Source organism: Xenorhabdus sp. KK7.4, from assembly GCF_963876465.1.
Lineage (GTDB): Bacteria > Pseudomonadota > Gammaproteobacteria > Enterobacterales > Enterobacteriaceae > Xenorhabdus > Xenorhabdus stockiae.
In genome coordinates, this window is the sequence record NZ_CAWNQF010000077.1 from 25,684 (window position 1) to 49,391 (window position 23,708).

The 23,708-nt window shown below is 42.2% G+C and carries 30 protein-coding genes; 7 read left to right on the plus strand and 23 right to left on the minus strand.

Going from position 1 to position 23,708, the window contains the following annotated elements; all coding sequences use genetic code 11:
- Positions 1–110 precede the first annotated feature (110 nt).
- The 4 genes from lolC (at position 111) to cobB (ending at position 4,369) form a co-directional block, all read left to right on the plus strand.
- A complete protein-coding gene (gene lolC, locus AACS90_RS12690) occupies positions 111–1,313 on the plus strand; it encodes a lipoprotein-releasing ABC transporter permease subunit LolC (protein ID WP_099123006.1) in 1,203 nt (400 codons plus the stop codon).
- Entirely contained in the window at positions 1,306–2,022 is a 717-nt protein-coding gene (lolD, locus tag AACS90_RS12695; protein WP_099110941.1) for a lipoprotein-releasing ABC transporter ATP-binding protein LolD, read from the plus strand. The genes lolC and lolD overlap by 8 nt, the downstream gene beginning before the upstream one ends.
- On the plus strand, positions 2,022–3,269 hold the full coding sequence (gene lolE / locus AACS90_RS12700) for a lipoprotein-releasing ABC transporter permease subunit LolE (RefSeq protein ID WP_099123007.1): 1,248 nt from the start codon (positions 2,022–2,024) through the stop codon (positions 3,267–3,269). Before lolD ends, lolE begins: the two co-directional genes overlap by 1 nt.
- Positions 3,270–3,547: 278 nt before the next feature.
- On the plus strand, positions 3,548–4,369 hold the full coding sequence (gene cobB, locus AACS90_RS12705) for a Sir2 family NAD+-dependent deacetylase (RefSeq protein WP_099123008.1): 822 nt from the start codon (positions 3,548–3,550) through the stop codon (positions 4,367–4,369).
- A gap of 99 nt (positions 4,370–4,468) precedes the next feature.
- Here the strand turns inward: cobB and AACS90_RS12710 are convergent, their stop codons facing one another.
- The 8 genes from AACS90_RS12710 to rluE all read right to left on the minus strand — a co-directional run bounded on the left by AACS90_RS12710 (position 4,469) and on the right by rluE (position 12,537).
- Positions 4,469–5,590, minus strand: a complete 1,122-nt coding sequence (locus AACS90_RS12710; protein ID WP_099123009.1) for a ribosomal protein uL16 3-hydroxylase — start codon at positions 5,588–5,590, stop codon at positions 4,469–4,471.
- A 182-nt stretch (positions 5,591–5,772) separates the two neighbouring features.
- Positions 5,773–7,233, minus strand: a complete 1,461-nt coding sequence (phoQ, locus tag AACS90_RS12715; RefSeq protein ID WP_099123010.1) for a two-component system sensor histidine kinase PhoQ — start codon at positions 7,231–7,233, stop codon at positions 5,773–5,775.
- Between the two features lie 4 nt (positions 7,234–7,237).
- Positions 7,238–7,909 carry a two-component system response regulator PhoP gene (gene phoP / locus AACS90_RS12720; protein ID WP_099110936.1) on the minus strand — a complete coding sequence of 224 codons (672 nt, stop codon included), beginning with the start codon at positions 7,907–7,909 and terminating at the stop codon, positions 7,238–7,240.
- A 288-nt stretch (positions 7,910–8,197) separates the two neighbouring features.
- Positions 8,198–9,568 carry an adenylosuccinate lyase gene (purB, locus tag AACS90_RS12725; RefSeq protein ID WP_099123011.1) on the minus strand — a complete coding sequence of 457 codons (1,371 nt, stop codon included), beginning with the start codon at positions 9,566–9,568 and terminating at the stop codon, positions 8,198–8,200.
- Between the two features lie 51 nt (positions 9,569–9,619).
- Complete coding sequence (gene hflD / locus AACS90_RS12730; protein ID WP_099123012.1) at positions 9,620–10,246, minus strand: high frequency lysogenization protein HflD; 627 nt, start codon at positions 10,244–10,246, stop codon at positions 9,620–9,622.
- A gap of 2 nt (positions 10,247–10,248) precedes the next feature.
- Positions 10,249–11,352 (minus strand): tRNA 2-thiouridine(34) synthase MnmA, encoded by a 1,104-nt coding sequence (gene mnmA, locus AACS90_RS12735; protein WP_099123013.1) that lies wholly within the window; start codon positions 11,350–11,352, stop codon positions 10,249–10,251.
- A gap of 110 nt (positions 11,353–11,462) precedes the next feature.
- Positions 11,463–11,915: an NUDIX hydrolase gene (locus tag AACS90_RS12740; RefSeq protein WP_099110932.1), complete on the minus strand. Its 453-nt coding sequence runs from the start codon at positions 11,913–11,915 to the stop codon at positions 11,463–11,465.
- Positions 11,908–12,537, minus strand: a complete 630-nt coding sequence (gene rluE / locus AACS90_RS12745; RefSeq protein WP_099123014.1) for a 23S rRNA pseudouridine(2457) synthase RluE — start codon at positions 12,535–12,537, stop codon at positions 11,908–11,910. Before rluE ends, AACS90_RS12740 begins: the two co-directional genes overlap by 8 nt.
- 139 nt (positions 12,538–12,676) lie before the next feature.
- On the opposite strand from rluE, the gene icd reads away from it, so the two are divergent.
- Positions 12,677–13,930 carry an NADP-dependent isocitrate dehydrogenase gene (gene icd, locus AACS90_RS12750; protein ID WP_099110930.1) on the plus strand — a complete coding sequence of 418 codons (1,254 nt, stop codon included), beginning with the start codon at positions 12,677–12,679 and terminating at the stop codon, positions 13,928–13,930.
- A 122-nt stretch (positions 13,931–14,052) separates the two neighbouring features.
- Here icd and AACS90_RS12755 read toward each other — a convergent pair whose 3' ends face one another.
- The 12 genes from AACS90_RS12755 to AACS90_RS12810 form a co-directional block, all read right to left on the minus strand.
- Entirely contained in the window at positions 14,053–15,180 is a 1,128-nt protein-coding gene (locus AACS90_RS12755; protein WP_099123015.1) for a site-specific integrase, read from the minus strand.
- Positions 15,155–15,403 (minus strand): excisionase, encoded by a 249-nt coding sequence (locus AACS90_RS12760; protein ID WP_099123016.1) that lies wholly within the window; start codon positions 15,401–15,403, stop codon positions 15,155–15,157. Before AACS90_RS12760 ends, AACS90_RS12755 begins: the two co-directional genes overlap by 26 nt.
- Before the next feature lie 67 nt (positions 15,404–15,470).
- Positions 15,471–16,112, minus strand: a complete 642-nt coding sequence (locus AACS90_RS12765) for an MT-A70 family methyltransferase (RefSeq protein WP_099123017.1) — start codon at positions 16,110–16,112, stop codon at positions 15,471–15,473.
- Positions 16,087–16,464 carry a phage protein NinX family protein gene (locus tag AACS90_RS12770; RefSeq protein ID WP_099123018.1) on the minus strand — a complete coding sequence of 126 codons (378 nt, stop codon included), beginning with the start codon at positions 16,462–16,464 and terminating at the stop codon, positions 16,087–16,089. The genes AACS90_RS12765 and AACS90_RS12770 overlap by 26 nt, the downstream gene beginning before the upstream one ends.
- A complete protein-coding gene (locus AACS90_RS12775; protein ID WP_099123019.1) occupies positions 16,461–16,886 on the minus strand; it encodes a zinc-finger-containing protein in 426 nt (141 codons plus the stop codon). Before AACS90_RS12775 ends, AACS90_RS12770 begins: the two co-directional genes overlap by 4 nt.
- Positions 16,887–16,942: 56 nt before the next feature.
- Positions 16,943–17,221, minus strand: coding sequence for a hypothetical protein (locus AACS90_RS12780; protein WP_099123020.1), 279 nt, complete (start codon positions 17,219–17,221; stop codon positions 16,943–16,945).
- Between the two features lie 250 nt (positions 17,222–17,471).
- Positions 17,472–18,110, minus strand: a complete 639-nt coding sequence (locus AACS90_RS12785; protein WP_193757259.1) for a hypothetical protein — start codon at positions 18,108–18,110, stop codon at positions 17,472–17,474.
- The gene (locus AACS90_RS12790) at positions 18,107–18,571 is read right to left on the minus strand and encodes a hypothetical protein (protein WP_241538294.1); all 465 of its coding nucleotides are present in this window, start codon (positions 18,569–18,571) and stop codon (positions 18,107–18,109) included. The genes AACS90_RS12785 and AACS90_RS12790 overlap by 4 nt, the downstream gene beginning before the upstream one ends.
- Complete coding sequence (locus tag AACS90_RS12795; RefSeq protein ID WP_241538295.1) at positions 18,528–19,013, minus strand: ATP-binding protein; 486 nt, start codon at positions 19,011–19,013, stop codon at positions 18,528–18,530. The genes AACS90_RS12790 and AACS90_RS12795 overlap by 44 nt, the downstream gene beginning before the upstream one ends.
- Positions 19,004–19,279 carry a hypothetical protein gene (locus AACS90_RS12800; RefSeq protein WP_099123022.1) on the minus strand — a complete coding sequence of 92 codons (276 nt, stop codon included), beginning with the start codon at positions 19,277–19,279 and terminating at the stop codon, positions 19,004–19,006. Before AACS90_RS12800 ends, AACS90_RS12795 begins: the two co-directional genes overlap by 10 nt.
- The gene (locus AACS90_RS12805; RefSeq protein WP_099123023.1) at positions 19,276–19,617 is read right to left on the minus strand and encodes a hypothetical protein; all 342 of its coding nucleotides are present in this window, start codon (positions 19,615–19,617) and stop codon (positions 19,276–19,278) included. The genes AACS90_RS12800 and AACS90_RS12805 overlap by 4 nt, the downstream gene beginning before the upstream one ends.
- A gap of 187 nt (positions 19,618–19,804) precedes the next feature.
- Complete coding sequence (locus AACS90_RS12810) at positions 19,805–19,987, minus strand: hypothetical protein (RefSeq protein WP_099123024.1); 183 nt, start codon at positions 19,985–19,987, stop codon at positions 19,805–19,807.
- 70 nt (positions 19,988–20,057) lie between these two features.
- On the opposite strand from AACS90_RS12810, the gene AACS90_RS12815 reads away from it, so the two are divergent.
- Positions 20,058–20,228 carry a hypothetical protein gene (locus AACS90_RS12815; protein WP_193757260.1) on the plus strand — a complete coding sequence of 57 codons (171 nt, stop codon included), beginning with the start codon at positions 20,058–20,060 and terminating at the stop codon, positions 20,226–20,228.
- Positions 20,229–20,358: 130 nt separating this feature from the next.
- On the opposite strand, the gene AACS90_RS12820 is transcribed toward AACS90_RS12815, so the two are convergent.
- From AACS90_RS12820 to AACS90_RS12830, 3 genes are all read right to left on the minus strand, one after another.
- Positions 20,359–21,339 (minus strand): hypothetical protein, encoded by a 981-nt coding sequence (locus tag AACS90_RS12820; protein ID WP_099123025.1) that lies wholly within the window; start codon positions 21,337–21,339, stop codon positions 20,359–20,361.
- A 566-nt stretch (positions 21,340–21,905) separates the two neighbouring features.
- Positions 21,906–22,274: a transcriptional antitermination N peptide gene (locus tag AACS90_RS12825; RefSeq protein WP_099123026.1), complete on the minus strand. Its 369-nt coding sequence runs from the start codon at positions 22,272–22,274 to the stop codon at positions 21,906–21,908.
- Between the two features lie 509 nt (positions 22,275–22,783).
- A complete protein-coding gene (locus tag AACS90_RS12830) occupies positions 22,784–23,191 on the minus strand; it encodes a helix-turn-helix domain-containing protein (RefSeq protein WP_241538296.1) in 408 nt (135 codons plus the stop codon).
- 112 nt (positions 23,192–23,303) lie between these two features.
- Between AACS90_RS12830 and AACS90_RS12835 the strand changes: the two genes are divergently transcribed.
- Positions 23,304–23,513: a helix-turn-helix transcriptional regulator gene (locus tag AACS90_RS12835; RefSeq protein ID WP_099123028.1), complete on the plus strand. Its 210-nt coding sequence runs from the start codon at positions 23,304–23,306 to the stop codon at positions 23,511–23,513.
- The last annotated feature ends 195 nt before the right edge of the window (positions 23,514–23,708 follow it).

The window sequence follows — 23,708 nt, forward strand, 5'->3', positions numbered from 1 at the left end:
CGATATAGATTGAATTTTTTACAAAATACATATGCAAAAACAGAGATAAAATATGATCTTTTTCATTAATTTAATGCATTCAAATAACCCCCTTTGATACGGCGGATCCTATGTTTCAGTCTGTTTCATTATTTATCGGATTGCGCTATATGCGCGGGCGGGCGGTTGATAAATTTGGCCGCTTTGTTTCCTGGCTTTCAGCCATTGGTATTACATTAGGGGTGGCTGCATTAATTACCGTGTTGTCAGTCATGAACGGCTTTGAACGTTCACTGGAGGCCAGTATTCTGGGCTTTATGCCTCATGTCATTATTACTTCAGAAAATGGTTCAATTAATCCTGCCGAGCATCCGAAAAGTCAGCTTTCTGGCTTAAAAGATGTCACCCGTATTGAGCCGGTTGTTCAAGGAGATGTTGTACTGCAAAGTGCCCATAATGTGGGTGTTGGCGTTATGCTGGGTATTAAGCCTGATGAATATACGCCGTTGGCGGAATATACCGTCAATGTTGATCAGAGCCAATTGCAGCCCGGTCGCTATTTTGTGATTTTAGGTGAAAAACTGGCAGCAAGACTGGGTGTCAGGCGAGGTGATCAGATACGCATTATCGTGCCGAGTGCCAGCCAGCTTACCCCAATGGGTAGGATCCCAAGCCAGCGTTTATTTACAGTAGCCGGCACATTTTTTGCCAACAGCGAAGTTGATGACACTGAAATGCTGGTTAATCAGCAGGATGCCGCCCGACTTTTACGCTATCCCATTAATAATATTACCGGCTGGCGTTTATTTCTCACTGAACCATTAAAGGTAGATGAATTAAGTCAGCAGCCGCTGCCGAAAGGCTTGGTCTGGAAAGACTGGCGTGAACGTAAGGGGGAGTTTTTTCAGGCAGTACGTATGGAAAAAAATATGATGGGGTTATTGCTTAGCCTAATCATCGCAGTGGCTGCTTTCAATATTATCACTTCTCTTTCTTTATTAGTGATGGAAAAACAGGGTGAGATTGCTATTTTACAGACACAAGGGTTAACCCGTCGGCAAGTGATGACCATCTTCATGATTCAGGGAGCCGGAGCCGGCATTATTGGTGCTTTATTGGGAACGGGGTTAGGAATACTGCTTTCTAGTCAACTGAATAACTTAATGCCTGTTATCGGCCTGCTGGCAGAAGGTATTCAATTACCTGTTGCCATTGAACCCACTCAGGTGGCGATTATTGCCGTCAGTGCCATGTTAATCTCTCTATTATCTACTTTATATCCTTCCTGGCGCGCTGCTGCCACTCAACCTGCTGAGGCTTTACGTTATGAGTAATCAACCTTTATTGCTATGCCATCATTTGTATAAAAAATATCAGGAAGGGCAGGTTTCCACCGAGGTATTAAAAAACGTCACATTTTCCATGCAGCAAGGAGAAATGATGGCGATTGTCGGCAGTTCCGGTTCAGGTAAAAGTACTCTGTTGCACTTATTAGGAGGGCTGGATTCACCGACCTCCGGTGAAGTGATTTTCAAGGGGGAATCACTTAACAATATGTCGGCTTCCGGTCGGGCAGAATTACGGAACAGAGAAATTGGTTTTATTTACCAGTTTCACCATCTGTTGCCTGATTTTAATGCATTAGAAAATGTTGCGATGCCGCTATTGATCGGTAGTAAAAGGCTGCTTGGGGGGAAGAAGCAGGCTGAACAAAAAGCACGGGATATGTTGGCGGCAGTCGGGCTGGAAAAGCGGGCACATCATCGGCCTTCTGAATTATCAGGAGGTGAACGCCAACGGGTGGCTATTGCCCGTGCACTGGTGAACGAACCTTCACTGGTATTGGCAGATGAGCCGACAGGTAATCTTGACCAACGTAACGCTGACAGCATTTTTGAACTGTTAAAGAACCTGAATCAACAGCAGGGCACGGCATTTTTGGTTGTGACTCATGATCTGAAACTGGCTGACAGGCTGGCGCGTCAGGTAGAAATGCGTGATGGGTATTTACAGGATGAATTAACCCTGACGGGGGGAGTGTAATGGCAAATCTGCCTCTTGCATTACTTACTGCAATACGCTTCAGTCAGGGACGGCGCCGCGCGGGAATGGTTTCTTTAGTCTCAGTCATTTCAACACTGGGGATCATGCTGGGTGTGGCTGTGCTGATCATCGGTTTGAGTGCAATGAATGGCTTTGAGCGTGAACTTAAAAACCGGATACTTTCTGTTGTTCCTCATGGTCAGATTTATACGGTAGAACAACCTTTCCAGCACTGGAAATCAGCGCTTAAACAAATCAGGCAAACTCCGGGCATTGCAGGAGCTTCTCCTTATATTGAATTTACAGGTCTGATGGAGCGAGGAGATAAACTTCATGCTGTTCAGGTTCGTGGTGTTGATCCTGAGACTGAAGCCGAAGTCAGTACCTTGTATAAATTTGTCCGTGACGGCGCATGGCAGACATTTCAGGCGGGCAAACATCAGGTCATTCTGGGGCAGGGAGTCGCAAATTCCCTGAATGTGAAACAGGGTGATTGGCTAACAGTGATGATCCCAAACAGCGATCCAAGCCTGAAATTATTACAGCCTAAACGAATACGTTTACAAGTTACCGGTATTTTTCAGTTAAGTGGCATGTTGGATCATCGTCTGGCTTTGGTTCCGTTATCTGATGCACAACAGTATCTGGATTATGGCGATGCTATTACCGGCGTTGCTATTAAAGCAGACGATGTTTTTGCAGCAGAGAAGCGGGTTATAGCCGCCGGCAATGCAACAGGCAGGTATGTCTATATCAGTACATGGCTGAAAGACTACGGTTATATGTACAACGACATCCAGATGATACGGGGTATCATGTACTTAGCCATGATTTTAGTCATTGGGGTCGCCTGTTTTAATATCGTTTCAACACTGATTATGGCGGTCAAAGATAAGAGCAGTGATATTGCTATTTTGCGTACACTGGGGGCTAAAGATGGTCATATCAGGTCAATTTTCTTGTGGTATGGATTATTGACCGGAATGGTTGGCAGTATTATTGGCGCTATTGTCGGAATTTTCATGGCGCTTAATTTGACAGCTATTATTAAATGGATAGAGAAGCTGTCCGGGCATCAATTTCTTTCCGGTGATATCTATTTCATTGATTTTCTGCCGTCAGAATTACATACCATGGATATTTTCTATGTTTTGTTAACGGCACTGATCCTGAGCTTGTTAGCCAGTTGGTATCCGGCTCGTCGGGCCAGTAAACTTGATCCAGCGCGGATTTTGAGTGGTCAATGATATTCCAGAGTATTCACTATATCACTTAAGCGCGCTATCTTACGGAGTGAACTGAGCATAAGCGATGAGCTGAACACACCATGAATAAAGTTGTGGTAAGTGAACAGAAACTGAGGAAATGGTTCTATACCCTATGAATTTCAAGTTACCTCGTGGTGACGAGTGAGTAATCCCCTGAGAACATAGATAACAGTGTGGTCGGGGGAAAGAACGCAGCCAACAAAGAGGCAACTCGAAAGATGAGGTGTATAAAAGGATCATTCTGCGGAGACGTATAAATGCGTGTTATTCATCGGCTCAGTAAATTCCGTAAGAGTAGGCGACTACGAAATCAGAGGTTTCATCGGCAAATTTTTTACAGGGATATCCGTGTGGCAAATAAAATAAAGAAACCCCATGTGGTAGTACTGACCGGAGCGGGTATTTCCGCTGAATCAGGTATTAGAACGTTTCGTTCTTCTGATGGGCTATGGGAAGAACATCGTGTTGAAGATATTGCGACACCGGAAGGATTCAAACGTGACCCTGAATTAGTTCAGGCATTCTATAATGCGCGAAGAGAGCATCTACAGCAGGCGGAAATTAAGCCCAACGCCGCACACTATGCTTTAGCCGAACTTGAACAACAAATTGGCGATAATTTCCTGCTGGTCACACAGAATATTGATAATCTGCATGAGCGTGCGGGGAGCAAGCGTGTTCTCCATATGCATGGCGAACTACTGAAGGTGCGCTGCTGTCAGTCCGGGCAGGTTATTGAATGGACATCTCACCTGACAGTGGATGATCGCTGTCACTGTTGTCAGTTTCCTTCGTTACTGCGCCCTCACGTTGTGTGGTTTGGCGAAATGCCTTTGGGGATGGAACAAATTTATTCTGCTTTATCTGAGGCGGATATTTTTATTGCCATTGGCACTTCCGGTCATGTGTATCCTGCAGCGGGGTTTGTACATGAAGCGAAATTATCGGGTGCCCATACTGTTGAGCTTAATCTGGAACCCAGTCAGGTTGAGAGCATGTTTGATGAAAAACATTATGGCAACGCTAGCCAAATAGTTAATCAATATGTTCAGTCACTACTTCATCAGATGTCAGAATGAGAGATTTGCCCCAGCTACGTTGTCAGTTATGTGACTGGGGCAAACATTCAGGTTGTCCGGAATAGGGTTTAAAACCTACCGCATTCACCTGTGCGGTGGTTAATCATTAAAATACCAATAACCACTGTTTACCAGAGCAGTAAGCAGGCTGATAAACTGAACATCATCAATGGCATCACCCAAAATATCAGCATTGACAGTATCATACTGGCAAAGTGCATCAGCTGCCTGCAAATGAGATGTATCCATTAATTCGCCATTAACGAAGCAATTATCACCCACACGCAATACACGTAGTCCATTCAAACGATTCAGGCTTTCACCCTGTTTGAGCAGATCATAAATCTCATCACTTTCATATGGCGGTTCTGGTGGCGCGATATCCAGCTCATGGCGTGACTGAGAGATAAATTCCCCAAACCAGTTTTGGAACGTTTCCGGCTGTTCCAGTAAATCCTGCATCATGGTACGAAGAGTCGCCAGCTCGTTTGTCTGGATCAGTGCAGGATTATCACGGAATGCCAAATCAGGGTCACTGTAACGATGGCTACCCAATTCATTTGCCAGAACATAATCGGCAAAACCACTGAACAGTTCACGGGCATTTGGCGCACGGAAACCGACTGAATAATTCAGTGATGGTTCAATGGCATATCCTTCATGTGGAAAACCGGGTGGAATATAGAGAATGTCTCCGGGTAGCATCTCTTCATCAATAATGGCTTCGAAAGGCTCAACCTGTAATAAGTCAGGATGAGGGCAATGCTGTTTCATCGGGATCTTGTCCCCTACACGCCAGCGTCTGCGTCCTTCTCCTTGAATGATAAATACATCATATTGATCAAGATGCGGACCGACACCACCACCCGGAACGGAGAAAGAAACCATCAAATCATCCATTCTCCAGTCTGAAAGCACACGGAATGGCTTCATAAGGGCAGAAGAGGGGTGATGCCAGTGGTTAACGGCTTGTACGAGTAATGACCAGTTTTGGTCGCCTAAATGATCGTAACTTTCAAATGGCCCATGAGAAACTTCCCAGCGATCTTTTTTATGGCTGACTAAACGACTGTCAATTTCATTTTCCATCGCCAGTCCCGCCAGCTCATCGGGAGAAAGTGGGTCGGTAAATTGCTGGAAACCCTGTTTGATTAGCAATGGACGTTTTTGCCAGTGATTCTGCAAGAACGCCTGCCAATCCAGATTCAGCTGATAATTCATGGTGATATCCTGAGTGACAAGAAAATTTCAGGTCATTATAACGGATAGTCAATAGAGTTATCAGATTCGGATGAAATATTTCGAGGCCGCTCCCATTCTGTATTTATTGCGAGTATCCCTGCTGCCGATTAAGTGATAGCCATTTTGTATTAAGAAGAGAGGATAAGCTGTTGATACAGATTTTAGGTGATTTGCTGGTTGCGGAAAGTCACACTGACTTTTGCGCCTCCCAGATGGCTATTATCGATGCTGATATTACCGTCATATTGTTCTACAATTTCAGAGGCGATCGACAATCCCAATCCTTGCCCCGGACGCAGTGTATCGGCCCTCAACCCGCGTTCGAAAACGATATGACGTTTATTAGGGGGAACACCGGGGCCGTCATCATCAACAATGATGGTGAGGAAATTCTCACCCATCATGGCAGTAACATGAACAAACTCCAGACAGTATTTACAGGCATTCTCCAGAATATTCCCCATTACTTCCAGAAAATCATTCTTTTCACCCAGCCAGGTTAATTCAGGCGAAATATCTAAGGTAACATTGATCCCTTTGTGTTGATAAACTTTTATCAGTGCATTGGTCAGGCTATCAAGCAGGATGGGGACGGAAAATATTTTTTTCAGAATGAGGTTATGATCGTTGTATATATTGGCCCGATGTAAATAATAACCGATTTGTTGAGAAATTCTGTCAATTTGCTCAAGCATGACGGGTTCAGCCTGCTTAATGGTCATTTGCTTATTTGAGCGTAGAGAGCGCAGCGTAGATTGAAGCACGGCCAGAGGAGTTTTCAGGCTATGCGTCAGGTCTGATAATGTTGTTCGATATTTTTTATAACGTTGGCGCTCATTATCCAGTAAGGCATTCAGGTTCTTAATCAGGCCTTTTAATTCAGCTGGTGGATTTTCATCTAACTCTTGCCGTTCACCTTTTTCCAGGGAACGTATCTGAGTGATGAGTGATTTAATCGGGCGCAAACTCCAGTCCGCAGCAAGCCAGATTAATGGAATAATTAAAAACAGATTGGCAATCAATACATACCCGAACCATTCCCAAATTTTTTCTGACGGTTGAATATTTTGGGGTATGGTATTGATAACTACAATGGTTAATGCCGGAAGTTTATCCTTTGCCGGATAAATTTTGACGGCTACAGAATAAATCAGTAGTACTTTATCAGCATTGAGAATAGTGTCAGTTTTATTATTAACCGGATATTGACTCTGTGACTCAGAATATAGCTGAGGATGTATATCGGGATAATAAGTTTCTAATTCATATAAGCCGTCTTTTTTCAGCCAATTAGGATGAATCTTTTCTTCAAGTTCCGGTACATTATTCTGACGCCAGAGGATATCGCTTTTATCGTTATAAATCAGAGTTAATGAGCGATTTCCCATGTGGAAATTCTTGGGAAGATGAACAAATAACTTATTTTCTTTCCAACTGGCGAGTGAATAAAATAAATTACTTTGGTTACTGAGTATGGCATAAGTATCATTATCAAGACGCATTAAATAGCCAACAATTGCAACGACTCCATAGGGCAGAGTCAAAGAAAGAATAATGGCAGTTGCCGCCATGAGAAATCGTGCTCTCAGGGAGAAGAGATGAGTTCTCAGAAAATTAAACATGATGTTATTTCACATCAAAGCGGTAACCCTGACCACGGACTGTAACAATCACTTCGTCAGGCCATTCATTCAATATTTTTTTTCTCAAACGCCCCATTAATACATCAATTGTATGACTTTCACGTAATTCAGCGTCAGGGTATAACTGCCTCATTAATAATTCCTTACTGACAACTTTGCCATTATTACGCATCAAAGTTTCAATAATCGTATATTCGAAGGCAGTTAATTTTATCTTCTTACCATTAACAGAAAATTCCTTACGTGAAAGATCAATCAAAAAAGGTGGTAATTCCGCAACTTGCGATGCCAGCCCACTATTACGACGCATTAATGCCTGTATACGTGCATTAATTTCTTCCAATTGGAACGGCTTAGTCACGTAGTCATCTGCACCGGCATTTAATACGGTAACTTTTTCCTGCCAGCTTTCACGGGCAGTGAGAATGAGAATGGGTATATTAATATGATCGCTGCGCCAGCGTTTTATTAAGCTTAAACCATCTTCCCCAGGTAACCCCAAATCAATAATGGCAACATCAGGGTGATTCTCTTTCAGGTAATAATCGGCCTCTTTTGAGTCTTCAGCAGCATCAACCTGATGACCAATATCCCGAAGCTGTACTTTTAAATGATGACGAAGCAACGCATTATCTTCAACTATTAATATTCGCATAATGGTTCCTTATGCTAACCAGTAAAATTTATCAAATAAATCTTAAATAGCTAGATAGTCAACTATATGGATGGACTGAAATAAATTATAGATATGTTGTTATGATTAAACCAAGTATAGTAACTATTTAGTCTATTGTTGGTATGTTAATGAATGGATTGCTAAAAACAATAAGGTAAATCGAAAATAGTATATAACTTTGCGACTTATTTATACTTCATATAAGGTTACGCATTTTTTTAAAATGTGGACGGGAATTCCCATCCACATTTTATAAATAAAATCGTTTTATTTTAATTCATCAACCAGTAATTCAGCATAGCCGATATAATTGGCAGGAGTCATCGACTTAAGACGAGTTTTTTCTTCTTCTGGTAGTTCGAGACCATCGATGAAGTTTTTCATTCCTTCTGCATCAACACGTTTACCACGTGTAAGCTCTTTTAATTTTTCATACGGCTTCTCAATACCATAACGGCGCATAACCGTCTGAATCGGCTCAGCCAGTACTTCCCAGTTCTGATCCAGTTCGCTTAATAAATGTTTCTCGTTGACTTCCAGTTTATTCAGGCCTTTCATTGTGGATTGATATGCAATTAATGCATATCCCAGACCAACACCCAGATTACGTAATACTGTTGAGTCAGTCAGGTCACGCTGCCAGCGGGAAACAGGCAATTTACTGGCAAGATGGCCAAACACTGCGTTTGCCAGACCCAGATTACCCTCTGAATTTTCAAAATCAATCGGGTTAACTTTATGTGGCATGGTTGATGAACCAATCTCACCGGCAACTGTTTTCTGTTTGAAATGATTAAGAGCGATATAACCCCAGATATCACGGTCAAAATCAATCAGGATAGTATTGAAACGCGCAATACAATCAAACAGCTCTGCAATGTAATCATGTGGTTCAATCTGAGTGGTGTATGGGTTCCACTGAACACCCAGAGAAATAACAAATGATTCGCTGAACTGATGCCAGTTAATATGAGGATAGGCTGACAAATGGGCGTTATAGTTACCAACTGCACCATTGATCTTGCCTAAAATTTCAATTTGGCCAAGTTGGCGGAACTGACGCTCCATGCGGTAGGCAACATTTGCAAACTCTTTACCTACAGTCGAAGGAGTCGCTGGCTGTCCGTGGGTGCGTGACAGCAAAGGCAGATCACGGTATTCATGAGCCATACGCTTTATGGTATCGATTAACTGACGCCATTGTGGTTGCAGCACTTCCTCACGGGCCGTTTTAAGCATCAATGCATGTGACAGGTTATTGATGTCTTCGGAGGTGCAGGCAAAATGTATAAACTCAGCAACCTGATGTAAAGCAGGAATATGAGCGACTTTTTCTTTCAGAAAGTACTCAACGGCTTTAACGTCATGGTTAGTTGTACGCTCAATTTCTTTAATGCGTAATGCATCCTGTTCATTGAAATTTGTAATAATTTCATCCAGGTAAGCGTTTGCCTTTTCATCAAAAGCAGGAACTTCTGTGATTTCTGCTGTGGCAGCCAGTTTTTGCAGCCAACGTACTTCAACCTGCACGCGGAATTTCAGTAAGCCGAACTCACTAAAAATAGCGCGCAGTGCGCTAACTTTATCGCCGTAACGGCCATCAATAGGAGAAACAGCGGTCAGTGAGGATAATTCCATTGGTAGAAACTCCCGGATTTTATTTAACGATTTATTTAACAATTAATTCAATTAACAACGCGCAAGAATGTCTTTTGCCTGTCGGACTAGTCGTTGTCGGGAAAACATAAATTGCAGACGGCTACCGCCAACCTGCTGCCATAATACGGTACTGCGAATACCCGCCAGTAATGCCGCCCGGACTTTTGCCTGCACCAATGTGTTGCGCAGAATATCCGGCGAGCCTGTGACTTGGATGCGAGGCCCTAATGGGCTAATGACATCGACATAAATACCGGCAAGAGAATTGAGCATTCCCTCAGACATAGGTTCAAAATAAGCCTGCTGACGTTCTAGCTGGCTTATGCGTTTAGCTAATTCATCTGCTGCTGATGGGTTTTTACTGAGACGTCGCTCCAGTGCCATCAGACTTAAAGTATAGCGGGTCAGCTCTGCTGAGAGCCCACTATTTGTACCATTCAGCATTCCCATCACAGCATCAAGGCCGGTACGCAGGTTACCCGCCTCATTACCAAAGACATCCAGAGTAGATGTCGGATTCATATTCAGAACACTGTTGAGAGTTACTTCAAAAGCACCGGCATCACATTGCCCTTCATGGGCCAGCTGCTGTACCAGACGAGCTGACTGGCAGATACCTGCCAGCGCCAATGTAATGTCGTAATAATTTTTAGCCACGATTACTCCTGTATACGTTGTTCGATCACACCACCGCCGAGACAAATTTCGTCCTGATAAAACACAGCTGATTGACCGGGAGTGACAGCGGCAACGGGGCTGTCAAAACGAACCTCAATTTTATCTTCACTCAAAGGAATGACTGTGCAGGGAATATCCTGCTGACGGTAGCGCGTTTTTACCACGCAACGGATTTCTGTTTCCAGTGACTGGCGATCAACCCAATGCAGTTGTTGTGCAATTAAGCCGACAGACATCAGGCGGGGATGTTCATGACCCTGTGCAACAACAAGTATGTTATTTGCAACATCTTTATCAACAACATACCAGGGGTCTTCATTACCGGATTTAGTTCCTCCGATACCCAACCCTTTTCGCTGACCAAGTGTGTGGTACATCAGGCCGGTATGTTGCCCGATAGTCTGCCCGTCAACGGTAACAATCGGACCCGGCTGAGCTGGCAGATAGCGGCCCAGAAAATCGCGGAACTTACGCTCACCAATAAAGCAGATACCTGTAGAATCTTTTTTCTTCGCCGTAACCAGCCCAATTTCTTCGGCAATGCGGCGAACTTCAGGTTTTTCAAGTTCCCCGACCGGGAATAAACTTTTGGCAACCTGCTCATGACTCAGGGTATATAAGAAATAGCTTTGGTCTTTATTACCATCAAGGCCCCGAAGTAACTGACTAACGCCATCCACATCCCGACGGCGGACATAATGGCCGGTTGCAATGTAATCAGCACCTAAGTCTTCGGCAGCAAATTCTAAAAATGCTTTGAATTTAATTTCTTTGTTACAGAGAATATCCGGATTCGGTGTGCGGCCTGCTTTATATTCAGCAAGGAAGAGTTCAAATACGTTATCCCAATACTCAGCTGCGAAATTGATGGTGTACAGTTCAATACCCAGCTTGTCACACACCGCCTGAGCATCCTTAAGATCATCGGCGGCAGAGCAGTATTCCTCATCGTCATCTTCTTCCCAGTTTTTCATGAACAGGCCAGCTACCTGATAACCTTGTTGCTGTAGCAGGTAAGCGGAGACGGATGAATCAACACCACCGGACATTCCGACGATGACTTTTTTCTGGCTGTTATCTGACATGGGCATATCTCACTGCGGAAAAAAATAAACGCGGTACTTTAGCATGTTGACAGGCAAGGTGCATCAAACGTCTTTGTGCTCTTGTGATTTGCGTTTCATTTAATGGGAAATTATTTTGTGAAAGGGGAACCATAGCTATCCAGTATTGATAAGGGGTGAGCCTGATTTTCCAGATAATTACGGATACTTTCAGCAACTAATGGAGAACGCAGTTGTGGGCTGTTGATAATTTCTTCTGCGCTCAGCCAGTGACAGCAGTGGATATCACTATCCTGAGGATCGGTATCCACCGTTTTTTCTAGTTCAACCAGAAACAGAAAACGGATGAAGGGAGTTCCATCCGGGGCGACCCACTGATGTAACTTCAGTAATGCCTGTGGCTTAGCACGAATTCCTGTCTCTTCCCATAATTCGCGTTCAGCCGCCTCCAGTAATGTTTCATCAGCTTCAAGGTGACCCGCAGGCTGGTTCCAGCGAGGTTTGCCATCAATAAGTTCTTCAACAACCAAAAATTGATTTTTGGCATGTACTATGCAAGCAACGGTGATATGTGGACTAAACAAAATCGATCTCTCTCCATTCTCCGGGGGATAAATCCCCTAGCTGTAATGAACCCATACTAAACCGGATAAGACGTAATGTTGGAAAACCAACATGGGCTGTCATTCTGCGTACCTGACGGTTACGGCCTTCAAAAAGCGTGATTTTCAGCCAGCTGACAGGGATGTTTTTTCGTTCCCTAATTGGCGGAGTTCGCTCCCAAAGCCATACAGGTTCTTCGACTAATTCTGCTCCGGCGGGAAGTGTAGGGCCGTCTTTCAGGGTAATACCGTTGCGGAGTTTACTCAGTGCAACTTCATCCGGTATTCCTTCTACCTGAACATAATAAATTTTGGCCGTTTTTTTGTTGGGCTGCGTTAATTTGGCTTGCAACTTTCCATCATTAGTCAGAACCAGTAACCCTTCACTATCCCTATCTAGCCGTCCTGCGGCATAAACATCACTAAAAGGAATAAAATTCTTTAAGGTTGTTCTTCCTATTTCGTCAGTGAACTGGGGCAGAACATCGTAAGGCTTATTAAATATCAACACCCGACGCGGGCCCGCTATTCTTTTTGTGGCATTGGTATTTTTTCTTTGACTGAATCGATTAAGTTTACGTTTTTTAAAAGAGAAATTTGTCATGATAAGTTATTGCACAAAGTGAAGGGCAATATTATACCTGAAATCTGCGCCATTGGCGTTTGCAGAATATTCAAGTAATATTGACACGTCCCTTACAAAAAATTAACAAGGCATTGCGCTTACTTGAAAGGAGAGGTTAATGGAAAGCAAAGTAGTTGTTCCGGCGGAAGGTAAAAAAATTACTATTGATACCAAAGGTAAATTAAACGTTCCGAATAACCCGGTAATCCCTTATATCGAAGGGGATGGCATTGGTGTTGATGTAACGCCGGTCATGCTGAAAGTGGTTGATGCTGCGGTTCAGAAAGCATATAGCGGTGAGCGCAAAATTTCCTGGATGGAGATTTATACGGGTGAAAAATCTACACAGGTTTACGGTAAAGATGTCTGGCTGCCGGAAGAAACACTTGATTTGATCCGTGAATATCGGGTTGCTATTAAAGGCCCTCTGACAACGCCTGTTGGCGGTGGAATCCGTTCTTTGAATGTGGCACTTCGCCAACAGCTGGATTTATATGTCTGCCTGCGTCCGGTTCGCTATTATCAAGGGACTCCAAGCCCTGTAAAACACCCTGAATTAACTGATATGGTGATTTTCCGTGAAAACGCGGAAGATATTTATGCGGGTATTGAGTGGAAAGCCGGGTCTGCGGAAGCGGATAAAGTGATTAAATTCCTGCAGGATGAAATGGGCGTTTCTAAAATCCGTTTCCCTCAACAGTGTGGTATCGGTGTGAAACCATGCTCGGAAGAAGGTACTAAGCGTCTGGTACGTTCTGCGATTGAATATGCAATTGATAACGACCGTGAATCAGTGACTCTGGTTCATAAAGGCAACATCATGAAGTTTACTGAAGGTGCCTTTAAAGACTGGGGTTATGAATTAGCGCGTACAGAATTTGGCGGTGAACTGCTGGATGGCGGTCCATGGGTGAAAATTAAGAATCCTAAAACCGGCAAAGATATCATCATCAAAGATGTAATTGCCGATGCATTCCTGCAACAAATTCTGCTGCGTCCGGCTGAATATGATGTTATCGCTTGTATGAACCTGAATGGTGATTACATTTCTGATGCGCTGGCAGCACAAGTGGGTGGTATTGGTATTGCCCCGGGTGCAAACATTGGTGATGAGTGTGCTCTGTTTGAAGCAACACACGGTACAGCACCTAAATATGCCGGTCAGGATAAGGTAAACCCAGGTTCAGTCATCCTCTCCGCTGAAATGATGCTGCGCCACATGGGATGGTTCGAAGCTGCTGATCTAATCGTTAAAGGTATGGAAGGTTCGATTGCTGCCAAGACCGTGACTTACGATTTTGAGCGCCTGATGGAAGACGCTAAACTGCTGAAATGTAGTGAATTTGGCGATGCTATTATTTCTCATATGTAATAGTCATTGATTGAAATAAATAACGGGGGCTTAATAGTTCCCGTTTTTTTATTCTTACGGAAGAAACGGTTATCAAAAAGTTATCAAAACAAGTTATCAAAACCCAGTAAATTTTAAACGCATCAGATCACAATTTTTATCCAATCCTTACCTCCGTCATCGTGATATTTATCGGTCTGTTGTTGCGTTTTGTGTCCTAATAAATTCTTCGTATTAATGCCTTGCTCACGATATAGGCGCTCTGATAATGAACGCTGTTCATGGAAAGTGGCTGTAGTTCCTTCGCCCCTGTCAATGTCTGTTTTGTCACGTGCTTTTTTGAAATTTGTTGTTAGTGTATTGGCTGTCACTTTTTCTCCGCGCTTAGATTGCGATGTGATGTGAAAATAGTGAATTAAATAGGGACTAACAACACGATCACGGCATCGTGCTACCACCTCCCTAAGAGAGGTATTCAGTGCGTTGCAGCGTAACGCCAGTGGGATAGCTAACCTGACACCTGTCTTTTCTTGAGAAACATGAAGGTGATCATCCCAAACATCACTAAATTTCATTTCAGATATATCACCTAATCTTTGACCTGTTACGATAGCTAACAGCATTGCGTTACCCATGTATTTGTGCTGATTATCAGCAATTGAAAATATTTTTTGCCATTCTTCAAGATTTAAGCGTTGACGAGAGACTTTTCTCTTTGGTTGCTTAGTGGCTAATGCAGGGTTATACCCCGGAGGGACTTCACCGGCATGCTGAGCTTCTTTAAATACATCAATCAAAACAGAGCGGACAACCTGAGCCATGCGAGGCTGACCGGCGACTTTATATTCATCTAATATTCCAGCTATATCTCTGGCATCTACAGCAGGAAGAGGCTTCATCGCTAAAGATTGTCTCATTAGGTCCACTGGCTTACGTTTCTGCTTGAAGGTATTGAGTTTTATATCGCCCGTCTCTAAGCGTTCCTCCTGAATTTTCCAATACCTATCCAACCAAGTATTAACCGTAATTTCTTTGCCTTTGATTTTTGCAACACGATCACTGATTGCCATAACCTGACGACTGCGTTGTTCCGCTAATCTACTATTAGCCTCGATAGCAATTTCTTTTGCCTCCTGCTCATTGTCACCCAAGGCATGATACTTTCCTGTGATAGGGTGACGATAACGCCAATACACCTTGTTAGCTTTACGGCTAAATAATGGGTATAGATTGGGAATATTGAGATTATTTTTCCGAGGTCGCGCAGCCATCACTTAAGATCCTCTGTAGTTTGGGATTATCTGACTTATTGATAATCGGTGTCGCTAAGTTACCAACCAGCTCGGCATCTTCTCTAACCCTCCAGATGCCACCTTCTTTTTTTGCTGGTGGGCAGAAATGACCATTTCTAGCATAACGTTGTAGGGTGCTTAAACTAGGCGGTCGGCTTCTGTACCTATCGCTTGCCCACTCATCAAGAGTTAACATTTGCATATTTTATCCTCATTTTTGCTCACCGAAGCAATCCCTTGCCACCTTCCTTCTTGCGTTCTCGAATTCGTTAGTCATTGGTGATGAATTTAGCCTCACTAATAAATTCGATATTATTTTGGGGTGACTCATTCCCCCATAAATGCCAGCCTTCAACTGTCTCACGGGCAAATAATTCAATGCGGGGAACATCACCGTATAATTGCTCTAACCTGTGGTGAGCTTCTCTCGGCTTTTGACTATGTTCACCCAGGCACGAATAAATAACCTGCTTCACACTGGCGCTTTGTCGGGGTAGTCCATTACCCCTGATAGCGATTAACATATCTTCTGAGTTACTACGGGTATAATTACCCCCGTTCATCCGTGTTTCAGTATTCAGCAACTCCATGAAATCCCAGCTATCGAACAGCTTTTCTTCCTGAATAGCCCTATCGATACGATCCATCGCTAGCTTATTCAGCTTGACCCATGTGAACAGCTTCATGGTCTTAACTGTAAATCCCCATGCTTCAGATAACCTGATAGCTTCCAGTGCAAAATTCCCCGTGTACCACATACAGAGTACAGCGTTTTCAGCAGCTATTTGTTCTATGGGGAGTCGAGTGAGGGAATAAAAATCAGTGGTGGTATAGTGGTTATTAGCAGCTCCGTTACTGGCGGCGTTATTATATTGCCACGGGGGATCAGCTACTATGAGGCTGTATTTCATTCTCCATATCCTTCATGTGAAGAAATATAACCATTGCTGCCTTATATGGATTATCAAGAGTACATTCTATTTCACCATCATTAGTTGCAAATTCGAATTTCTTATCTTGGAATATTAAGCTAATGCCATTATTGATAATAATTGGCATGGCATCTTGTGGATTATTGCACGGATCGAATTCTCTTCCTTTCTTGCTGGTGAATCCTTCGTAGCTATGATTGGATGGCACAACCCAAATTACGTAGTCTGATTCATTATCATAATACATATAATTAGATATGTTCATTCTTTCAGTTATCATCTTATTAATTTCAAAATCTGATAATTTACTGTAGTCAATATTATTACTCACCCAAACCTCCTACATATACGCTCTGCTTTCTTACACATATCAGTATCAAACCAGCCGAAGTGACAGGTGTTGAAGCTGATGTCCAGTTGACGTGCTAACCATTGATACGCTTCCGTGCGCTCTAAATTACGACTCCTGACGACATCATCGAAATAACGATGCGCCGAGGCTCTAGCCTGACGAGTTTTCTTATCCGCCAGTGACCCCATCGGGATATCGGTTTCTGGGTGAATACTGACACGCGCACCACATGTCCAGCAGTGGTATAACCAAGGCCAGCGGTTGTCATGGATGCGTTTAAAGACATTCAGATGATGCTCAATCATCACGTGCCTGCCACAATATCGGCAGTGGGTCGGAATGGGGTAGGGGTCGTTAACTCTGAGGATTGCTTTTGGATTTGGGTTCCATGGGGTATACATGCAACCTCCTTAATGCTGCTTTCACGGCATTACATACCAATTAAATGTTTGTGCATTTACCAAATTAGAACACCATTTCGCAAAGAGACATCATCAATATCTACCCCTAGCTCTTTTGCAACCTCATCCTTTAGTGATAAATACTCTTCATTGAAATTTTCAGATGTGATAGTTGCGGTGTGAATTTCCTTACCAATAAAATAGAACTCACCAGAAAAATAAGAGCCATGCCGCGCATAGCCTTCACAAATTAAATCTTCAACCTCTTCATCGCTAATGCTTACATTTTCCAGTTCAGTTCCGACAATTAGCTTTGAATCATAATTAGTAGACATAAATAATCCTCCCGCCGCACAGCAGCGTAGTGATAGGGTGTAGGGTTAAAGAGTTCTGTTTGGATTGCCGAGCACAAACACTCGGTGCTGAAAATCGGTAGGTAGGTAAATGCTTCCCCTTGATACCCGTTCACGATTTTTAGGGTTCTTTCTGCTTTTTCTGCCTGATTCTTTATGGCATTCAACACAGCATTTATTTCTAACGTACCTCAATGTATGACCTAACTTACACGGCTTACCTTCAAAATATTTATTCGGTTCCTCGGTCATTGGCTTGCGTCTCCGTGAGCAATAATTCTGGCACATATTGTTTAATGAATTGAACCAAACCAGCCGCAGACTCCATGACATCGCTGTGAATATCGGGATAGCGGTAAAAGGTGACAGGCATAAATTCCTTTATCCTATAAAGCACCGGCTCTCTTGCAGGTTGATACTTATGGAATAGATTGCAAGTAAAGCGATTCATGCCGAACCAATCCAGATAGCATCGCCATTGCATGGAGTCTGTGTAACTTTCTGGATTTAACTGAGCAGTGAGTTTGTGATCGTAAATTGTTGTGCTGTCCATTGCATCGACCACGCCAACAAAGGTCACAGGTTCACCTTCGACAACGGAGGGCTTTTCCAGCTTTCGTTCCCTGATATCAGGTAAAGTCAGCTCACCCTCCATTTCAGTGAAATCAAACATGAATCGTCCTGATTCAACAGTTGTTAGTTCACCCTGAGTGGCATTTTCAAGCACACTATGAAAAGCCGATCCTGCTTCCATCGCCTCAGTGGGGGAGGTTTTTTTTAGCAGATAATCAACCAGCTCGTTAACTTCCGTATCTGGATTGACTGACCACCTGCGATAAGCCTCGATATTGGTCGCTGATAATCTGATCATGCCGCCACCTTGATATATTTCCCACTTTCTTTACTGAACTCGAATCCTTTATGGAGGGCAATTTCATTAAGAATGCGCTTATGCTCTGTTGGTGCATCCTTAAAGTGCTCTACCGCATCAGCAAAATCTTTTTCTGTTTCCAGTAGTTCCATGTCAGCGCGGATAAGCGCGAATGCTTCTTGAGCCTGTCTAGCCTCCTCTGACTGTTTGTTTAGCTCGCCCTTAGTCGCTTTGATAATCTCCGCAAAGTAATCAGGACTGGTACTGAAATGAGGCACTTCCTGTACAGGCAATTGAGCGGGGTTTTTACCAAAACCAGATGCGCTGGGATTAAAATCCAGCATTCTCTTTGTATTATTACCGGTTCCTTCAATACGGATGCGGCCCATCACGTCGGCGACTTTATAAATTTCACCTTTAGAACCACCTATGAATATCCAATCTTTCCACCAAGTCTTCACCGACTTGCTTTTCCTCCATGTGAGCAATCAGAATGATGTCCTTACCAAAGGATTTAAGCAGATTTAACCAGCCTGAAAATCCGGCCTTCAATGCCCCGAATCCCTGCAAAGATAACTGACCACCATACCCTTTAAATTTGGGGTTCTTGCGGATTAGTTCTGCTGCGAGACAGTCCAGTGCCCGTCCTGCGGTATCAACCACTATCGTTTGGTAGGGTTTCAAGTCCGATTCAGCGATTTGTTCAACTTCTCCCCAGCCGCTCACCTGAACGGTGTCTTTACGAAACTGTGAGCGGTGAGCGCCTTTATCAAAGTCCAGCAGAAGCGGAGAGTCTGCGGTAAATGCCATTGATGTTTTACCAAGTCCGGGCGGAGCATAAATACAGGTGATTAAGTTTTTGACTTCAATAGGCTGAGTTGCTTTGATAATTTTTAACGCCATGATTGTTTTTCCTCTTGTTCTTCTGCTGCTCGACATAAATCAAACAGCCAGTCGTTATGCTGATCCAATAGTTCAGACCGCTTATCACCAGCCATTTTTAACAAAGCGCTGACCTCATCTGACAGAGTTTTACTTGATAACTTACCTAAACGCTCGTTAGCCTGCTTATCCAGATATTCATCGATAGCATTCTGATGTGCTGCTTTCTCCTCCTGCTGTTCCCATGCCTCATCTTGGCTGGCATAAGGGCCACGGTCGTATCTCATACAACCTCCTCAATCATATGCTGAGCGATAGCCATAAGTTCACGATAACTAAAACCTGCTTTCTTCATTTCTTCCGCAATACGTTCTGTATCACAATGGACTCTGGCATAAGAGAACATGTCGCTAATATCCAGATTTGAACGACTGGCAATTTCTTTGAATGGAATATCAAATTGCATGTCACCTAGATCGTGATAACGGATAATGACTCGCCCGTTAGATACCCGCTCATCTTTTAGTACATATTGGAAATTTATTGACGGCAACATAATGACCTCCGTTAAGCTGGAATAAGCACAACAATTGAAATAAGGAATAGGGCGAGACGGCGCTTCCATGTGCGCCTGTTCCTGACTGCTTGTGGTTTTTTGGGGATGACTGCGCACCCGTCGAACATGTTATTACGCATGTAAGAAGCCCTCGTTAATGGAAACGATGCGTTATTTTTGGGTTGGATTATTTAGAGGTTAAGGAAATAGCGTACTCAGATATTAAATCAGCGTGAATGTGTTTAGGCATTGTTATTTATTCCTGTTCTGCCGTGGTTCTAATTTGGTTAATGATGCTTTGGCATTTATCGAGAGCTAACAACAGAGTTTCTTTATCAGCACCGACTAATGTTGAACACTCTCCGTTATCAACATATTTAAATACAATGTCTTCATTATTTGTTTCATCTTCAACCCACATTTTTAGTTTTAATGACATGATGTAGATTCCTATATTCAGCTAATAAAAAGCCCCGCATTTGCGAGGCTGGTGATTGGTTATTTAATAAATGAATTTAAATAGCACCATCAACAAAAATACAAATGTTGGTGGAAATGCAAAGAATATAGCTAATATTGAAAATATTATTTTGCTAAATCTTGTTTTAAATAAACAAGCTAAAAGTATGAAGATTATCCCTATAGGAATAGTAATCCACCAAGCGAAACTAAATAGATAAAAATAAGTTTCAAAAAGCAAAACTATTGTTCTTACCACTTCATCCACACATATTCCCTCATGAACCCATTGTCGAATCCATGAATATATCAGAGTAACTCACCACAGCCCACTCGGAAATGAGCTAGTTACTACTTTTCGTTTTGCAGATAGCCCGTTCCGTTGCAATGAGGACACTGTTCAATCGGTGCATTGATAGTGCTCATCAACTCCGATAAGAAATTATCAATCATTTCTTTTAGTTCCCACTCATTACTTGCAGAGAAACCCTTGATGGCTGTATAGCCCTTGTAGTTCTGTTGTTCGTGAGTCATTTCGTAAATGGATATTTCTTTTGATTTTACTGTTTTGAAATGCAGCTTCTGTCTTTGCTTTTTAGTTCTGGCAAAAATATCGCGATAAGAGTGTGTATAAGGTTCGAGTAAGGGTATTATCTTTTTAACCTCAAAACAGAAATCATAATCACTAGTTATTCTAGCAAGCTCTGGATTTATATTATCCTTAACGTGCTGACGAACAAGATCATACATCTCTTTTGATGATATCTCGCACGGGCTGTTGGCTCGTAATGGGGCAGGAACGATAATGCGATCTATGAGAGAATGCTTTATGTTCTGATTTGTTACGCTGTATTGTTGTTCTGAAAAATCGTATTTTCTAACCGCTGGATAGTTAAATTCAGGGGCATCTTTAAAGTTATCAACTTCACATACCAAATTAAACTCAACATTAATTGGCATTAAATAATTTGGAACTATGTCATAAGTCAGAGAATAAAGAGAATCTAGTATAGATTTATCAAGTTCATCACTATCTCCATATGGAATTTCTAGTGGTAATTTTGAACTTTTAAGCTCTTCATCTTTTAATTTAAAGCGCTTATTTTGTCTTTCACCAGTAATCAACCTTTCTACTTTTTCTGGATATGACGGTATTTCAAACCAGTTTTTCGTAAATGACCGTTTAGGTTCGTGACCATCAAATAAAAGCTTATCTACTTGTGTTGTATGATAGTCGAAATTATAACCACTAGTCTCATTGCAGTCGGTAATAAAACACTTCCCAATGTTAGTTTTAATGATGTTTATTTGTAACACTTTTTTATCTTCCATCTTCACACCCTCGCAGTAACCCCGCCCGACTCCAATCGACGGCGGGATTTGGTTTTGGTTGATACTGGTTTAGATGGAGCGTCGTTAACTGTCGTAATAAAGCTGGTTAATGCGTTAACAGTGTCGCGTTCCGGTTTTTCGGTTAGGTATTTTGATATCAAAATGTTTCTAATGAAAAATAACAAGATAATATTTACACTCCAATATTGGAGGATATCTCAAATTTTAATTAACCAACTTATTCCATTCGCGAAATTTTCCTATATAATTACCAGTTCTCTTTAAGAACCCACTTTGACGACAAGCTACTGGTGAACCCTAGCAAATCGAAATAGCGCCGAGAATTTTTCTTAGGCAATCGGGACATCCCGTAAAGGCTCACTGACCAAGATGCTCTGTCGTATCAATATCATCTATATAAGAATGGATGATATCTCTGTTCATTTGCTACATTTTACCAACTTTAAAGTATCGAATGAATATCAAAAAATTTCTCAAAAATACTCGTATTATGTGCAGTGTTTGACATTTAGAAAGCTTTTATCATGGAAATTGATAATAGCGAACTAAACCCTAGCAGTGATTGTTGATTTACTATTTTGATGCTTAGTTGAATAAAGTGCTACTTCACTGATGCAACAATTATTGAAACTTGGAACTGACTCTTGTGGTTCGTCATTTTTTATAACCTGAACAATTAATTTAGCTATCGCGTTTGCGCTGTCATTCTGTTGTTTGCGCTTGAGTGTTAATACCTTGCGTGGCTCAGTTTCAATGCCGAACGCTTTATCAATGATATTTTCCAGAGTTTTTATTTCAGATTGACGGATATTTTCTTCTAACCGATGACGGGTCATTAAATTACCGCGTTCCAGATGGCGCTGCATTTTGGAACTTAAACGACCAGTCTTAGATAAAACAGTGATACGTTCCATTTGATTACCCCTAATTAGTAATTTTTGGGGCGTAGTTAATGAACTACGAGTCTGTTTAAAAATCTGCACTCCACAAAAAGGGGCTGCAAACTTTCCAGCGAGACTCTGTGCCTATCCTAGATTCTGCTAACCACGCCCCAAAAATCACTTTGGGAAGGGACTCTCCACACGGGCGGAGCATTCATTGTAGATATTGCTTTAGTATCGAATCATCCAGTTATTCATGTGCCACTGGCGGCTACTTCGTGGGCGTCCTGCCTGTTCGATGATTAAAGTATACATAACGTATACGTAAAGGTAAGTACATTTTGTATACTTTATTGATGATCGACGTTTACCAATTGATTTATAAAGATAAAAATGATTAATTAAGATATGCATTGTGATTTAGGTTGTTAATTACACAAAGAAAGGAAAGAATCAGAGAGGCACAAAAAAGCCCTCACGAAGAGGGCTATAATTAGAATAATATTTCATAAGACTATGATTTACAGATAAAAAATCTTATGTTAACTTGCTTTATTGCCACGTTTTGCCAACATCTCGGCGAAAATTGCATCAAAATGTGCAGACTTTGCTTTTAATTCGCGCAAGAAACGATCTGCTTCTTCTGATGGCAAGTTATCAAATAAAGCTAACAATTCTTTCTGCTGTGTTGTCAGTTGTGATTTAGGTTCAATATCTATAGTGCTTAGCGATAAAGTTTGGATATCGGAAATCGTGCCATCTGAATTCAAAATAACTTTATTAATTCCTATAAAATCCAATATTGCTGCGATTTCTTTGAGGGACGGTTCCCTTCTGCCGTTTAACCAATGACCTACCGCACCTCTAGTTACTCCAAGGTGTTCAGCTAATTTATCATATGTAATGCCTGTGACCTTCATGTGGTCTTTGGCCATATCAAACCAGTTCATATTCATAACTAAATTATACAATCCGTATACAAAGTTTAGGACTCACAATAAGTACCTTCCTGTTGCTATTTTGAATACAATATGTATACTTTGATTTTGAAAAGGAGGTTCCATGAATAAATTGCGTTTATACCGTGAACGGCTTGGATTAACTCAATCAGAATTAGCCGATCTCGTAGGATGCACTAGAGGAGCGATATGTCATTACGAAACTGGACGCAGAGGAATAGATCTTGCGTTGTGCCGTAAATTTGTCGAGATATTTAACACCAACGGCGCAATTGTTTCACTGGATGACATATTCCCCCCTAAGGCAGCTTAATTTTAACTATTTACAATGAATGCTCCGCCCGTGTGGAGAGTCCCTATCATCATTCTTCTGTTGGTAGGCTAAACAATAACAAACCTCTTTAAGAGGTCAGACTGCTGACAAACCGCGTTGAAAATAACGCGGTTTGTTGCCTTCATTATAAATCCTTATCTTTCGATTTTTCCTGCCTCATCCCTAAACAATCCT

Excerpts from the sequence above, each read along its gene's own strand:
- cobB (WP_099123008.1), top strand. The coding sequence starts at position 3,548 with ATGCGTGTTATTCATCGGCTCAGTAAATTCCGTAAGAGTAGGCGACTA.
- lolE (WP_099123007.1), top strand. The coding sequence starts at position 2,022 with ATGGCAAATCTGCCTCTTGCATTACTTACTGCAATACGCTTCAGTCAG.
- AACS90_RS12775 (WP_099123019.1), bottom strand. The coding sequence starts at position 16,886 with ATGTATACCCCATGGAACCCAAATCCAAAAGCAATCCTCAGAGTTAAC.
- AACS90_RS12830 (WP_241538296.1), bottom strand. The coding sequence starts at position 23,191 with ATGAACTGGTTTGATATGGCCAAAGACCACATGAAGGTCACAGGCATT.
- phoQ (WP_099123010.1), bottom strand. The coding sequence starts at position 7,233 with ATGTTTAATTTTCTGAGAACTCATCTCTTCTCCCTGAGAGCACGATTT.
- lolC (WP_099123006.1), top strand. The coding sequence starts at position 111 with ATGTTTCAGTCTGTTTCATTATTTATCGGATTGCGCTATATGCGCGGG.
- AACS90_RS12805 (WP_099123023.1), bottom strand. The coding sequence starts at position 19,617 with ATGGAAGCGCCGTCTCGCCCTATTCCTTATTTCAATTGTTGTGCTTAT.
- purB (WP_099123011.1), bottom strand. The coding sequence starts at position 9,568 with ATGGAATTATCCTCACTGACCGCTGTTTCTCCTATTGATGGCCGTTAC.
- lolD (WP_099110941.1), top strand. The coding sequence starts at position 1,306 with ATGAGTAATCAACCTTTATTGCTATGCCATCATTTGTATAAAAAATAT.
- AACS90_RS12835 (WP_099123028.1), top strand. The coding sequence starts at position 23,304 with ATGAATAAATTGCGTTTATACCGTGAACGGCTTGGATTAACTCAATCA.
- AACS90_RS12800 (WP_099123022.1), bottom strand. The coding sequence starts at position 19,279 with ATGAGATACGACCGTGGCCCTTATGCCAGCCAAGATGAGGCATGGGAA.
- AACS90_RS12785 (WP_193757259.1), bottom strand. The coding sequence starts at position 18,110 with ATGATCAGATTATCAGCGACCAATATCGAGGCTTATCGCAGGTGGTCA.
- AACS90_RS12815 (WP_193757260.1), top strand. The coding sequence starts at position 20,058 with ATGAATTTAAATAGCACCATCAACAAAAATACAAATGTTGGTGGAAAT.
- AACS90_RS12780 (WP_099123020.1), bottom strand. The coding sequence starts at position 17,221 with ATGTCTACTAATTATGATTCAAAGCTAATTGTCGGAACTGAACTGGAA.
- AACS90_RS12760 (WP_099123016.1), bottom strand. The coding sequence starts at position 15,403 with ATGCAAATGTTAACTCTTGATGAGTGGGCAAGCGATAGGTACAGAAGC.
- rluE (WP_099123014.1), bottom strand. The coding sequence starts at position 12,537 with ATGACAAATTTCTCTTTTAAAAAACGTAAACTTAATCGATTCAGTCAA.
- mnmA (WP_099123013.1), bottom strand. The coding sequence starts at position 11,352 with ATGTCAGATAACAGCCAGAAAAAAGTCATCGTCGGAATGTCCGGTGGT.
- AACS90_RS12825 (WP_099123026.1), bottom strand. The coding sequence starts at position 22,274 with ATGGAACGTATCACTGTTTTATCTAAGACTGGTCGTTTAAGTTCCAAA.
- AACS90_RS12755 (WP_099123015.1), bottom strand. The coding sequence starts at position 15,180 with ATGGCTGCGCGACCTCGGAAAAATAATCTCAATATTCCCAATCTATAC.
- AACS90_RS12795 (WP_241538295.1), bottom strand. The coding sequence starts at position 19,013 with ATGGCGTTAAAAATTATCAAAGCAACTCAGCCTATTGAAGTCAAAAAC.
- AACS90_RS12765 (WP_099123017.1), bottom strand. The coding sequence starts at position 16,112 with ATGAAATACAGCCTCATAGTAGCTGATCCCCCGTGGCAATATAATAAC.
- AACS90_RS12820 (WP_099123025.1), bottom strand. The coding sequence starts at position 21,339 with ATGGAAGATAAAAAAGTGTTACAAATAAACATCATTAAAACTAACATT.
- icd (WP_099110930.1), top strand. The coding sequence starts at position 12,677 with ATGGAAAGCAAAGTAGTTGTTCCGGCGGAAGGTAAAAAAATTACTATT.
- phoP (WP_099110936.1), bottom strand. The coding sequence starts at position 7,909 with ATGCGAATATTAATAGTTGAAGATAATGCGTTGCTTCGTCATCATTTA.
- AACS90_RS12810 (WP_099123024.1), bottom strand. The coding sequence starts at position 19,987 with ATGTCATTAAAACTAAAAATGTGGGTTGAAGATGAAACAAATAATGAA.
- AACS90_RS12710 (WP_099123009.1), bottom strand. The coding sequence starts at position 5,590 with ATGAATTATCAGCTGAATCTGGATTGGCAGGCGTTCTTGCAGAATCAC.